Annotated in this window: 11 protein-coding genes; 4 read left to right on the forward strand and 7 right to left on the reverse strand. The window is 67.7% G+C overall.

Going from position 1 to position 13,127, the window contains the following annotated elements; genetic code table 11:
- Positions 1-97: 97 nt before the first annotated feature.
- Together ACQCSY_RS21110 and ACQCSY_RS21115 are read right to left on the reverse strand one after the other, a co-directional pair.
- Positions 98-1,354: an FAD-dependent oxidoreductase gene (locus ACQCSY_RS21110; RefSeq protein WP_427131891.1), complete on the reverse strand. Its 1,257-nt coding sequence runs from the start codon at positions 1,352-1,354 to the stop codon at positions 98-100.
- Entirely contained in the window at positions 1,347-2,675 is a 1,329-nt protein-coding gene (locus ACQCSY_RS21115; RefSeq protein ID WP_427131892.1) for an MFS transporter, read from the reverse strand. Before ACQCSY_RS21115 ends, ACQCSY_RS21110 begins: the two co-directional genes overlap by 8 nt.
- A gap of 48 nt (positions 2,676-2,723) precedes the next feature.
- Here ACQCSY_RS21115 and ACQCSY_RS21120 point away from each other — a divergent pair, with 48 nt between their 5' ends.
- The 4 genes from ACQCSY_RS21120 (at position 2,724) to ACQCSY_RS21135 (ending at position 6,398) form a co-directional block, all read left to right on the forward strand.
- Complete coding sequence (locus ACQCSY_RS21120) at positions 2,724-3,545, forward strand: IclR family transcriptional regulator (RefSeq protein ID WP_427131894.1); 822 nt, start codon at positions 2,724-2,726, stop codon at positions 3,543-3,545.
- A gap of 131 nt (positions 3,546-3,676) precedes the next feature.
- A complete protein-coding gene (locus tag ACQCSY_RS21125) occupies positions 3,677-4,810 on the forward strand; it encodes a cupin domain-containing protein (protein WP_427131896.1) in 1,134 nt (377 codons plus the stop codon).
- The gene (locus ACQCSY_RS21130) at positions 4,807-5,631 is read left to right on the forward strand and encodes a fumarylacetoacetate hydrolase family protein (protein ID WP_427131898.1); all 825 of its coding nucleotides are present in this window, start codon (positions 4,807-4,809) and stop codon (positions 5,629-5,631) included. The genes ACQCSY_RS21125 and ACQCSY_RS21130 overlap by 4 nt, the downstream gene beginning before the upstream one ends.
- On the forward strand, positions 5,631-6,398 hold the full coding sequence (locus ACQCSY_RS21135; RefSeq protein ID WP_427131900.1) for a maleylpyruvate isomerase family mycothiol-dependent enzyme: 768 nt from the start codon (positions 5,631-5,633) through the stop codon (positions 6,396-6,398). Before ACQCSY_RS21130 ends, ACQCSY_RS21135 begins: the two co-directional genes overlap by 1 nt.
- Before the next feature lie 23 nt (positions 6,399-6,421).
- Here the strand turns inward: ACQCSY_RS21135 and ACQCSY_RS21140 are convergent, their stop codons facing one another.
- From ACQCSY_RS21140 to ACQCSY_RS21160, 5 genes are all read right to left on the reverse strand, one after another.
- Positions 6,422-7,105 (reverse strand): hypothetical protein, encoded by a 684-nt coding sequence (locus ACQCSY_RS21140; RefSeq protein WP_427131902.1) that lies wholly within the window; start codon positions 7,103-7,105, stop codon positions 6,422-6,424.
- 73 nt (positions 7,106-7,178) lie between these two features.
- Positions 7,179-8,048 carry a universal stress protein gene (locus ACQCSY_RS21145; RefSeq protein ID WP_427131904.1) on the reverse strand — a complete coding sequence of 290 codons (870 nt, stop codon included), beginning with the start codon at positions 8,046-8,048 and terminating at the stop codon, positions 7,179-7,181.
- A gap of 160 nt (positions 8,049-8,208) precedes the next feature.
- Positions 8,209-8,937, reverse strand: coding sequence for a TetR/AcrR family transcriptional regulator (locus ACQCSY_RS21150; protein WP_427131906.1), 729 nt, complete (start codon positions 8,935-8,937; stop codon positions 8,209-8,211).
- A gap of 1 nt (position 8,938) precedes the next feature.
- Positions 8,939-11,464 (reverse strand): PEP/pyruvate-binding domain-containing protein, encoded by a 2,526-nt coding sequence (locus ACQCSY_RS21155; RefSeq protein ID WP_427131908.1) that lies wholly within the window; start codon positions 11,462-11,464, stop codon positions 8,939-8,941.
- Positions 11,457-13,091, reverse strand: a complete 1,635-nt coding sequence (locus ACQCSY_RS21160) for an MDR family MFS transporter (RefSeq protein WP_427131910.1) — start codon at positions 13,089-13,091, stop codon at positions 11,457-11,459. Before ACQCSY_RS21160 ends, ACQCSY_RS21155 begins: the two co-directional genes overlap by 8 nt.
- Between the last annotated feature and the right edge of the window lie 36 nt (positions 13,092-13,127).

The raw sequence follows: 13,127 nt of genomic DNA on the forward strand, positions 1-13,127 counted from the left end.
AAAAACGTTACAGGCCGCGCCGAAGCAGACAACAAGTCCTGTGTCTGGCCTTTTTGCGGGCGCCAGCTGCCAAGGGCGTCAGCTGTCCGTCGTCAGGTCAGGCAGTAACTTTCTCCGCAACAGTGACGCGCAGCCCCGCGGCGGCGGGGATGCCCCCGCCTTCCTGGCCGTACAGCCAGTCGTTGTACTGGAAGTCGTTGTCCTTCCGGCTCTTGAAGAGCAGGTTACGCAGCGTCCGGGCCAGTCCGGAGACGTGCCAGGATTCGCCCCAGATGCGGGCGGTCCGCTGGACCCTGGCCGTGCGCCCGGCGCGGAGGTTGTTGAATTCCCGGATTGCTGCGTCCCAGGCGTCAGGGTTGACGCCGTCCGCGGTGAACACGGTGCCGTTGCTGGTGTCCTGCAGCACGGCGGCGTCTTCGAGCGCCTGGCAGGCTCCCTGGGCGAGGTACTGGAGCATCGGGTGGGCGGCGTCACCCATGAGCACCATCCGGCCGGCGACCCAGTTTTCGATCGGGTCGCGGTCGTACATGGGCCAGCGGATGCCGGTGGCCAGGTTCTTCAGTGCATCCTGCACCTGCGGCACGCAGTCCCTGTAGGCTGCCTCAAGCTCGTCCACGCCGCCGTACTGTTCCTCGCCGCGCTCAAAGGAGGCGGACTTGAACACGGCGACCGTGTTGAGCAGCTCGCCCTTGCGCAGCGGGTACTGCACCAGGTGGCAGTCCGGTCCGAGGTAGACGATCACGTCTTCCAGGTCGGCCTTGGGCGTGTTTTCGGTGATGGGCACGGTGCCGCGGTAGGCCACGTAGGCGGACGGTACGGGGTTGTCGTCGGCCACCAGCGGACGCAGGGTGGACTTCAGGCCGTCGGCGCCGATCACGACGTCGGCGTCGTAGTCCACGCCCGCGGAGGTGTGGGCCACGCCGCGGCCGTTCACGGTTTCCACGCGTTCAACCATGACGTCATTGACGAGCTTGACGCCCGCTGCCTGGCAGCCTTCGAGCAGGACGCGGTGCAGGTCGCTGCGGTGGATCACCACGTAAGGGGCGCCGTAGCGTTCCTCGAATTCACTGCCCAGCGTCTGCCGGGTGAGTTCCTCGCCGGTCACGGCGTCGCGGAAGACGAGGTGCTTGGGCTGGACACCGATTTCCAGCGCCTTGTCCAGCAGGCCCCAGCGCCGGAGGACTCGGGAGGCGTTGGGGGCCATCTGCAGCCCCGCTCCGACCTCGCCGAATTCGGGGGCCCGTTCCACGAGGGTGACGTTGGCGCCGTTTTCGCGCAGTGCGAGGGCTCCGGCCAGTCCGGCCATGCCCCCTCCGATGACGAGGACATCGGTGGACGTGGCGTGCTCAGACATTGCTTGCTCCTTGCGGGATGGTGGGTGAGATTGAGGCTTGCGCCTTCAGTTTGAGGCCGACGGCGGCCAGCAGCACGGCCGCGATGGCGGCTGCTCCGGCGAAGGCGAGGAAATTCGAGTTGACGCCCAGCCCGGCGGCCAGCAGGAGGCCTCCGACCTGGGGTGCGGCGACGGCGCCGATGCGGCCCGTCCCCAGCGCCCAGCCCAGCGCCGTGCCCCGGAGGTGCCCGGGATAGTGGCTTGCGACGGCGGCGATGATCAGGCACTGCGTTCCGTGGGTGCCGACGCCGGCGAGGACGAGCATGAGGTACACGACCGTGACGGGCTGTCCGCTGACCAGGACCACGAGGGCGACGGCGGCGACGGCGGCGGCCGCGATCCCCGTCGCCACCGGGCCGAACCGTGTCCCCGCCCAGGCGGTGATGACCGAACCGCCAACCGCGCCCAGGTTGAGGGCCAGTGCGAAGGTCAGCGCGGATCCCAGGTTGTACCCGGCCAGTTGCATGAGGTTCGGCAGCCAGGTGCCCAGGCCGTACCAGGCGAACAGGGTGGCCAGCGTAGCCAAGGCGAACAGCACGCTCACCCCCAGATACGGGGCGCGCAGGAGCGAGGAGAAACCGGCCGGCTCCTTGATCCTTTTTGAGCCCCTCTTGGAGCCGGTGGCTGGCGCCAGTGTCTCCGGGAGGTAGCGCAGGCCAAGCGGAACAACCACCAGCAGCGCGACCACCGCAACGAGGAACATGGCCGGCCAGCCGAAGGCGGGGATCAGCGGGATGCCGGCGAGGGCGGCGATGGATCCGCCGATCGGTACGCCGGACATCATCAAGGTGGCGACGGTGGACCGCCACTTGGCGGGGACCAGTTCGGCAACGAGCGCATTCGCCGAGGGCACCAGGCCACCGAGTCCGATCCCGGCGAGGAGCCGCATGGCACCGAAGAAGGGCGCGGTCGGGGCGAAGGCGCAAAGGATGGTGAAGATCGAGAAGATGATGGCGCAGCCGAGGATGGTGCGGCGGCGGCCCCAGGAGTCGGCCGTGCGGCCGGCGAAGATGGCGCCGATCATCATGCCGAGGAAGGCCATGGAACCGATCGTGCCGGCCGTGGCCTTGTCCAGACCCCAGCCCGTAGTGGTGATGAGCGAGGACTGGACGGTGCCGTAGACGATGAGGTCGTACCCATCGAAAACCACCAGGAGCCAGCAAACCAGGACGGCCAGGGCCGAGCGTCGGGAGAACCGGGATGCAGGCCCATCCTCGGTGGTGGTGCCTGTCATGCGTGACTGGGGACGCTCCGGCGCTGCAGCGGAAGGATTGTGATTCATCCCACTACTGTCGTGGCCCTCCCAGATGAACCACAATACAATTCTGATGTGCAGAACAAACCATTACCCAAAACAGCCCGGAAGCCCGTCCAGAAGCGGCCGACGTATTCGATCGAGGCAGTCGACAACGCGCTGCAGCTCCTCCAGTTGCTCCGCGACGGCGGCGCCCTCCGCCTCAAGGACGCTGCGGCCGAACTGGGGGTGGCCCCGTCCACCGCCCACCGACTGCTCGCGATGCTGGTCTACCGGGGCTTCGCAGTGCAGGATGAAACCCGCCGCTACGTCCCGGGACCGGCCATGGGCGTGGGGCCGGCCGGACTAAGCTGGACCAGGCTTCTGCGCGCCATTGCCCAGCCCCACATGGAGATGCTGTCGGGGCAGCTTAACGAGACGGTCAACCTCATGGTCCGGGTGGGCACGAAAGTCCGGTTTCTGGCTACCGTCGAAGGACAGAATGTGCTGCGGGTTGGCGACAGGCAGGGGACGGTGATGCCGGCCAACAAGACCTCCGGCGGTAAGGCCATGCTGGCGGAGCTGGAGCCCCACATGATCGAGCAGCTGTTCCGCAGCAATAATGCCGAGATTGGCGGAGACGGAATTCCGGACAGCGAATACCCGGCGTTCCTGCGCGAGCTTGCGTCCATCCGCAGCAACGGCTTCGCGGCGAATTTTGAGGGCACCGAGGAGGGCGTGAGCGCTCTCGGGATCGCCCTGCACAACATGAACGGACAGGTGGTGGGAGCGCTCAGCGTCGCCACGCCGGCCACCCGGTTCCGGAGCGTATTCGACACCGGCCTGGTGTCCGCGATGCGCGAAACCTGCCGACAGCTGGAAATCGACATCGCAGCCAATCCGGCCGAGCCGGACTGAGCACGCAGCAGTCGCGGACAAGCAATTCTGTGCAGCAGAATATGTTGGGGGTCACACTGCCGCATCCGTAGAGTCGAGATACGCCAAAGAACTGTCCTGCATTTACCGAGGAATGAGCCGAGGAGGCCCACGTGTCAATCAGCGCCGATAACACAACGCATGAATCTGTCGCGGCCCAGCACATCGCTGCCGAGCCGACGCCGGAGGAGGCTGCACAACTGGAGAAGCTCTACCAGGATTTCGAGACCGGGAACCTGATCCCGTTGTGGACCGAGATCGCGGATCTCATGCCGATGGTCCCGGCGCCGAAGGCCGTCCCGCACGTCTGGCGCTGGGCCGACCTCTACCCCCTGGCCGCCCGTGCCGGCGATCTGGTCCCCGTCGGCCGCGGCGGCGAACGCCGCGCCATTGCCCTGGCCAACCCGGGCCTGGGGAACACCCCCTACGCCACGCCGACGCTCTGGGCCGCCATCCAGTACCTCGGCGCCCGCGAGACCGCCCCGGAGCACCGCCATTCCCAGAACGCTTTCCGCTTCGTCGTCGAGGGTGAAGGCGTCTGGACGGTCGTCAACGGTGATCCGGTGCGCATGTCCCGGGGCGACTTCCTACTGACCCCGGGCTGGAACTTCCACGGCCACCACAACGACACCGATGAGCCGATGGCCTGGATCGACGGCCTGGACATCCCCTTCGTGCACTACGCCGACGCCGGCTTCTTCGAGTTCGGCACCGAGCGCGTCACCGACGAGGCCACCCCGGACATCTCCCGCTCCGAGCGGCTCTGGGCCCACCCGGGCCTGCGTCCGCTCTCCGGCCTGGACGACACCACCAGCTCCCCCATCGCCGCCTACCGCTGGGAGTACACGGACCGGGCACTGCGCGAGCAGCTGCTGCTCGAGGACGAGGGCCACCCGGCCACCGTCAGCCAGGGCCACGCCGCGGTCCGCTACACCAACCCGACCACCGGCGGCGACGTCATGCCGACCATCCGGGCCGAATTCCACCGCCTCCGCGCCGGCGCCTCCACCGAGACCCTCCACGAGGTCGGCTCCAGCGTCTGGCAGGTCTTCGAAGGCCGCGGCTCCGTGGTCCTCAACGGCGAAACCAGGAACCTGGAGAAGGGCGACCTCTTCGTGGTTCCCTCCTGGGCTGCCTGGTCCCTGCAGGCGGAGACCGAGTTCGACCTCTTCCGCTTCAGTGACGCCCCCATTTTCGAACGGCTGAACTTCAACCGCACCTACATCGAAGGACGCAACAACAAATGAGACTCCTCACCCTCCGCACCCCGGCCGGCAGCAAGGCTGTCCGCCAGGACGGCGACACCCTGACCGAGATCGACGGTTTCGCCGACGTCGGAGAGCTGCTCCGCTCGGCAGGCTGGGAGGCGACCGCGAAGACGGCCGACGGCGCCACGCACCCGCTCGAGGGCGCGGACCTCGCCGCCGTCGTCCCCTCCCCCGGCAAGATCATCTGCGTGGGGCACAACTACCGCAACCACATCAAGGAAATGGGCCGGGAAGCCCCGGAATTCCCCACCCTGTTCGCGAAGTACCAGGAAAGCCTGATCGGCCCCAACGACGACCTCGCCCTGCCGCAGGAATCGGACGCCGTCGACTGGGAAGCCGAACTCGCCGTCGTCATCGGCAAGAAGGGCCGCCGGATCAGCGAGACGGACGCCGCAGACCACATCGCCGGCTACGCCGTGCTGAATGACGTCAGCATGCGCGACTACCAGTTCCGCACCATCCAGTGGCTGCAGGGCAAGACCTGGGAAAAGTCCACCCCCTTCGGCCCCGCCCTCGTCACCAAGGACGAATTCAGCGCAGGCCCGCTGATGACCTCGGAGGTCGACGGCGAAGTCCAGCAGCAGACCCCGACCGGCGACCTCGTCTTCACCCCCGAGTACCTAGTGTCCTACATCTCCACCATCATCACGCTGAACCCGGGCGACGTCATCGCCACCGGCACCCCCGGCGGAGTGGGCCACGCCCAGGACCCCAAGCGCTACCTGCAGGAAGGCCAACTCCTAGTCACCACCATCGAGGGACTGGGACAGCTGAAGAACCGCGTGGTCAAGGAAGCCTGATGGTAGGCCGCCACGACCAGACGACGGACCCGGAACTGCTTGCGGCACTGCTGCAGGCGCGGCGGGGCACTGCGTTCTTCGCCCGCAAGCTCAACGAACTCAGCGACGCGGAGCTCGACGGCGATTCGCTGCTGCCCGGCTGGACCCGGCGCCACATCACGGCGCACATCGGCTACAACGCCCGGGCCATCGCCCGGCTGGTCGAGTGGGCGGCCACCGGGGTGGAAACCCCGATGTATCCGTCCACGGCCGTCCGTGACCACGAGATCGACTTCGGCGCCACGCTGAGCCCGATCGCGCTGCGGCATCTTTTCGACCACTCCGCCGTGCACCTGAACGTCGAATGGCGCGACCTGCCCGAGGACGCCTGGCACCACAAAGTGCGGACGATCCAAGGCCGGGAAGTGGCCGCGACGGAAACGGTCTGGATGCGCACCCGCGAAGTCTGGATGCACGCCGTCGACCTGGACAACGGCGCCACCTTCCGGGACATCCCGGTCCCCGTGCTGGAGCGGCTGCTCAAGGACATCACCGGCGCCTGGAAGGCCCGCGGCACCGATGAGGATCTCGTGGTCAAGGTAACGGACTGCGATCTCACGTTGGGGGACCCGACGTCGGCGTCCCCCACGGTGGTTTCCGGACCGCTGGCGGCCGTCGTCGAATGGGTCGCAGGCCGGGGCAACGGCGGCGTCACCGCCGTCGTGCCGCGCGTGGACGCTGTCGAAGGCTTCGTCGATGCAGTTCCACCCGCACCGAAATGGATCTGAACCTGGCGCAGCCCGCGTGCATGTCAGCGCTGAGGGAGGTCAGTGGCCTTTCCGGCGTCGATCATCGCGGCGATCTTGTCCTCCAGGGCCGCGACGGTGGCTTCCGGCAGCACGATCAGTCCATCCAGTTCGCGCCGGGCGCGTTTGTAGGCTGTCTGCCGTTCGGCCGGCGTCGCCGCGGCGTCGGAAGCGATCCTCAGAAGCTTCCGGGCCGTCTCCAGCCGCTGGCGTTCCGGGCCGGTGAACTTGCTGTCCTTGATGCGCATGGCTTCCCGTTCGGCAACATCGAACGCCAACTCGAAACTGTTGACTGCTGCCCGGTACTCCGCGAGCCGGCCGGCGGTCCTGATGTCGGCCGGTGAGGCGGGGTGCAAACCGTCGGCCTCCCGCTTGGCCCGCAGGAAGGCCACCGTGAGGGGTTCCCGCACATCCGTCATGACCGGATAGTCGATGAGTTTTCCCACGTCCAGTTCGTAGTCCAACCAGCGCCGGTTCACGGTATCGTGCGCCGTCATCAGGGCTAGCACGTCGGCCTGGCTGGCCTGCTCCGACTCCGCCGCCTGGTTCTGGAGCTTGTAGAGCTCCACCCTGCGGCGGTGCCGGCGTTCACTGGCTTTGGACCAGGACCGCGCCCAACCGCCGATCAGTCCGCTCATGGGAAAAACGAGCCACCAGTAGTGGCCGACAAAATCAAAGAAGGGATCCACGGCTTCATCGTCCCACCCGCCCGCACCAGCCTCAAGGGTCAGGCGGGCTCTTTTCCCGGCACCCGACCCGGCGTCAGGCTTCGTGCTTGATCTTGTGCACCCTCGTGACGATCGTGGGGCACGGGACGTTCAGCAGCACGGCGTGCGCGGTGGAGCCGAGCACCAGCCGGGAGAAGCCTCCGCGTCCGCGGCTGCCGATCACCAGAAGACGTGCCTCCCCCGCGATGTCCACCAGGGCCTTGGCCGGCTCGGTGTCCGTTTCGAGGCGCTGGTTGACGACGAGGTCCGGGTATTTGTCCGTCAGTCCCGCGACCGATTCGGCCAGGACGATCCTGTCCTCCTCGAGGATGGTCTCGGCCAGTCCGCTGGAGGGCATCGCGTTCTCGACCCACCGGGCCGGGCTCCGGAACGCCAGGACCACAGTCAGTTCGTCACCCTCCCGATCAGCCTCGGCGGCAGCAAGAGAGACAGCCTGCAGCGACTCCTCGGATCCGTCCACGCCGACCACAACCCCCTTGTTACCCGCACCCACGGCGGGCGGGATGACGGCGACGGGGCTGTCCGAAGCGGAAACGATCTGCAGGGCGCGGTCCGTCATGGGGCCGCCATCCAGCCAGTGCCTGTCATGCGCCCCGACAACCACCATCCAGGCTTCCTTGGACGCTTCGCGGAGCGCGGAGCCTGCGCTGCCGTGCCGGAGCTGGATTTCGACCTCGACCCCGGGGGCTTGCGCGTTGGCGCTGGCCTGCGCCTTCTGGAGCAGTTCCATCCCCGCCTCCCTGATGAGTTCGTGGTACTGGAAGTCCGGGGACATCCACCGGTCATCCACTGCGTGAACGGCGACAATGGACAACTTCTGCCGGGCCGCACGCTGTAGAGCCCACGTCAGAGAGGCCTCGCTTCCCGCAGACCCGTTGATACCGACGACGATTCGTTTACTCATTCTGAATCCTGCTCTTCTTCATTGCGTGATCTGTACCGCGTGATCTGACCGAGAGACTGCTAACGCGTGCTCTGACCCCGTGATTTGTTCATCGCATGAGCCGACCAGCAGTACCGGCAGTCTGCTGACAATTCAGTGTGCGCCGTCAGCAAAACAGTGGTCAGGGCCTTAAGCCCCTGACCGCGCCCAGGCCGCTGACGCGCGCCTTCCCGCCGGTGGGGTCGCGGGTGTCCGGTGCGGCCACGGGTGTGATGCCAAAGAGGGGCAATACCACCTCATCCACTATTTCCTTCAGGTACTCGTCTCTGATCGGTCCGTCGGTGAAGATGAACCGCTGCCGCAGCATCGCGGGGCCGGCCTCCAGCCGGCGGTCAGTGACCAGCGCGGGATCGCATTCACCGCGGGCCACGGCCCTGGCCACCATTTCGCGCATGACCTTGGTGGTGTTGCCGCGGCTGTATTCCCTGACCTCGGCCGCCACATCGGGGTTCTGCAGTGTTTCCCCGAGCAACCCGCGGATGGCCAGGCCGGCCGGGCCTTCCAACTGCCGGACGAGCTGCCGCATTGTTGTGAGGATGTCCTCGCGCAGGCTGCCGGTATCCGGGGCGGCCGCGTTGCTGGGCATCACGTGGTAGGCGGCGTCCAGGACAAGTTGCACCCGGTCCTGCCAACGCCGGTAGAGCGAGGCCTTGCTGGCACGCGCCCGCTCTGCCACGTGCTCCATGGTCAGGGACGCGTAGCCCGTTTCGGCGATTTCGGCCAGCGTGGCTTCGAAGATTGCCGCGTCCAGAGCGGCACCGCGGCGGCGTGGGCCCCTGCGGTGGTCTTGGGCCGGCGCGGGTGCCCGCGTTGCGGGGACACCCGTGTCCGGGGCCGGCCCCGGGGTCATGTCAGTGCCTTTCCTCGGCGGAGGTGACGCGCCCGGTGGTGCCGTCAACCGTGATGCGTTGTCCGTCGGTGAGCGTACTGGTGCCGTTTCGGGTTCCCATGACCGCGGGGATCCCGTATTCGCGAGCGACGATGGCGGCGTGGGAGCCGATCCCGCCCGTGTCGACGACGACGGCGGCCGCGCGTTGGAACAGGGGGGTCCAGGACGGGTTGGTGTACGGGCACACCATGATTTCGCCACTTTGCAGTTTCCCGAAGTCCGCGGGGCCGCCGATGATCCGGACCCTGGCGGTGGCGGTGCCGCGGCTGGCACCCGTGCCGGTGAGCAGCGCGCCGCTGTCCGGTTTACGGTCGGCGAACAGGGCGTTCAGATCCAGCAGCGGAAACCGGTCCAGTTCGCGCCGCTTGGCAGCCCTGGCCAGTACCGTCTTCCGGAGACGGTCCTTGTCCTCGGCCGGCAGCGCGCTGCCGTCGTTGATCGCGGAAAGTTCTTCCAGGCGCAGGTGGAAGACGTCTGCCGCCTGGTCCAGCACCGCGGCGGCCCGCAGCCGCTCACCCATTTCCAGCAGGGAATGGCGCAGGGTAGGAAGCAGCATGGTGAAATAGAAATGCGTGTCCTCGCGGAAGGCCGTCCCGGTTTTTGCGTCAGTCACCGCGGCCAGTACATGCCGGCGCAGCCAGCCGCTGCGGAGTGCCGGATGCGCCGTCAGTTCCCGCAGCGCGTCGCCGGTCTGGTCCACCTCCTGCCGCCGCTGGCCGAGCAGGGCCTTCACCAGTCCCAGGACGACTTCCTGGGCGTCGGCCCAGGTCGGCGCACTGCTCAGCACCACGCTCACGGTTTCACGGTGCCCGTATTCAGCCAGGAAGGCTCGGAACTTCCGGTCAAATTCCGCAAACCGGGGGTCGTCGGAGATCATGCGCAGCAGTTCCGCCGGTTCCAGCCGGGTGAAGGACTGGCCAAGGTCCCCATCCGCGCGGACCTGGTCCGCGAGCTCCTCCAGTGCGCGGTTGGCCTGGCTGGTCCGTGTCCTGGCGCCTGCCATAAGCGACGCGGCCAGTCGCCGATTCCCCAGCAGCAGCAACCACAGCCTCAGCCTCAGCTGCGGCACAAATGCACCCGGAAGATAGGACACCCGCAGCTCCGTGATGGCACCCGTGACGGCAAATATCCGGCGAACGTGCGCCCGAAGCTGCGACCAGCCCAGCTGCCGCGGGTCCTGGCTCTTCAGCTGTTCCGACTCGGCCAGGAAGCCCGTAAAGCGCTCGTCCTGCGACCACCGAGAGGGGTTGTAGCGGCGGACGCGACGGGCAATCGATACCGGTGCGCCCAGTGTTCGGAAAGTGGGACGCGGCACCGGCGGCACCAGTTGGAGGACCACGCCGTCTTCTTCGGGCAGCAGTTCCTGCGTGGACGGAAACACGACGCCGACGCTGGCGGCCATCCGGCGGACCATGTCCAGGACCCCGTAGTGCAGCCACCCCGATACGTCCAGCGGGTACGGGCGCACCTGGAACATTTCGACGAAGAACGGTCCCGCCAGTTTCTGGAAGGGATTGAGCCGGAGTGGCTCCGGCGGCAGCGCGGTCATCGGCCGTGCCTGCAGCAGATGAACCGTTCCGCCGGCCACCGCCCATTCCAGGTCCTGCGGCCGGCCGAAGTGGGCGGCGGCTCTGTGCGCGATCCCGGCCAGCTGAGCGATCTGCCCGCTCGTGAGCATCGGTTCCGTGCTCCTGGTCCCGGCCGTTTCGCTGGTGCCGCCGCCGGTCGCCGGCCGGATGACCACTTCCTGTCCGCCGGGCGTCCATTCCTTCAGCCGCCCGCGCGCATCGAGGGTGTAGTGCTCGGGCGTGACGAGCCCGGAGACCACCGCCTCGCCCAGGCCCGTGCTGGCGTCAATGAGGATCTCATTCCTCGCCCCGCTGACCGGATTGGCGCTGAACATCACGCCGGCGGTATCCGCCGCCACCATGTTCTGGACCACGACGGCGATGGCAACCTCGTCCGGCCGGATCGCCTGCCGCTCCCGGTAGGAAATCGCCCGGTCCGTCCACAGGGAGGCCCAGCAGTCAGCGACCGCCCGGATCAGGGCATCCTCGCCCACGACGTTTAGATAAGTGTCCTGCTGGCCGGCAAAGGCGGCACCCGGCAGGTCTTCTGCCGTCGCGCTGGAGCGGACAGCCACCGGCCCGCCGCCGAGCTGCCGGTAGGCCGCCGTGATCGCGCTGCCCAGGATCGCGGGCACACCGACCGAGGCGAAGGCATCCCGGATCGCGCCGCCGCCGGCCCCGGCTTCCACCAGTCCGGCCAGCGTGGCGCCCAGCCCGGTGTCCTCCAGTAGGGCCGTGTAGGCGGCGGTGGTGACGATGAAGCCTTCAGGCACCGGGAAGCCCGCGCGGACCAGTTCGCCCAGGTTCGCTCCCTTACCGCCGGCCGCCGCCAGGTCTGCGGCCCCGAAGTCTGCCAGGGCCCCGACCAGCAGCGGGTGTCGGGGCTGGCGGGGACTGGTTGCTGCGGGTGCTTCAGTCATTCGGGGCTCCTCGTGGGTGATGGTTCCCTGGATGTTTGCTGTCTTGGATTTCCGCTGGCGCGGTTTCCGTCGGCGCGGTTTCCGTCGGCGCGGCCGGGGTCCGGGGCGGGGTCCGGGGCGGGGCCGGGTCGGCGTGCGCCGTGGTCCGCAGTTCGCGTTCGGGCAGGAACAGGGTCAGGATGAACGCTGCCAGGAGCAGGATGGCCGCGTATCCAAAAACGGGTGGGAGCGCGGAGCCGAAGGCCGTCCCGACGGCGGTCCGGTCTGCCGCCGGCAGCGCAGCGATGGACCGCGGCGTGAGGGCGTTGAGCCTGTCACCCAGCCGTGCGGCCAGGTCGGCCGGCACGCCGGCAACGAAGCGCACGGCAATGAGCGAACCGAGGACGGCCACACCGATGGAGCTGCCCACCTGCCGGAGAAACGTGACCGCAGCGGTGGCCGTGCCCAGGTTCCTGTGGTCTACGGAGTTCTGCACCACCAGAATCATGACCTGCATGACCAGGCCAATGCCGAGTCCGAGCATGAGCATGGTGAGCAGGACAATGCCCGGGCCGCTCGAGGCCTGCAGGGTGCTGAAGATCCACATCGCCGGTGCAGCCAGCGCCGTCCCGGCGATCGGGTAGAGCTTGTAGCGGCCGGTGCGCCTGATCAACTGCCCGGAAACCACCGTGGTCAGCAGGATGCCCCCCATCAGTGCGATCAGCATGGCCCCGGACCCTGTGGCAGAGAGACCCATGGCCACTTGCAGGAAGGCCGGCAGGTAACTGACAGTGGCGAACATGGCGAAGCCGATCACGAAACTGATGGCCGTGGAAAGGGCGAACGCCGGGTCGCGGAAAAGCTGAAGGTCAATGACCGGGTCCCGGGCCCACCGGGCGGTGATCAGCCAGCCGGACACGGCGGCGGCCGCCGTAGCAGCCAGCAGCGGGGCCAGCCAGGCGGGGCCGGTGTAGATGCCACGGCTGCACAGCATGATCACGGTGACGATGGCCAGCGAGAGGAAAGAGGCACCGGCGTAGTCGACCCGGCGGCCGGGTTCGGTCTCCGGGAGCCGCAGGGTCAAGGAAACCACGGCCAGGGCCGCCAGCCCGAGGGGGATGTAGGAATAAAAAATCCACCGCCAGGACAGGTGGTCGACTACCGCGCCTCCGGCCAACGGACCGGCAACCACGGCCAAGACATAGGCCCCGCCGATAAAGCCCAGGTAGCGTCCGCGTTCGCGGGGGCTGACAAGTTCACCGATGACCGCCTGCGCGCCGATCATCAGCCCTCCTCCGCCAATCCCCTGAACGGCGCGATAGGCGATGAGTTCGGGAACGGACTGGGCCGTCCCGCACAGTCCGGCACCGATAGTGAACAGCGCGAGGGAGGCCTGCAGCACGGGCTTGCGGCCCCAGGCATCGCCCAGTTTTCCGGTCAGAGGCATGGCCGCGGTGGCGGCGGCAAGGTACCCCGTGACGATCGTCGACATCTGGTCCAGGCCGCTAAGGTCACCTGCCACCGTTGACAGTGCCGAGGCCATGACGGTTTGATCCAGCGCACCCAGGAACATGACAATCAAGATGCCCGGCAGTGCTGCCCGGATGGCCGGCCGGGACGGACGGACCGCGGTTCTTTCCCGCTTCATCGGCCACCCGCCCAAATAGAAAACGAACTGTTCTCT

Origin of the sequence: Pseudarthrobacter sp. S9, assembly GCF_050156545.1 — a bacterium.
GTDB lineage: Bacteria > Actinomycetota > Actinomycetes > Actinomycetales > Micrococcaceae > Arthrobacter.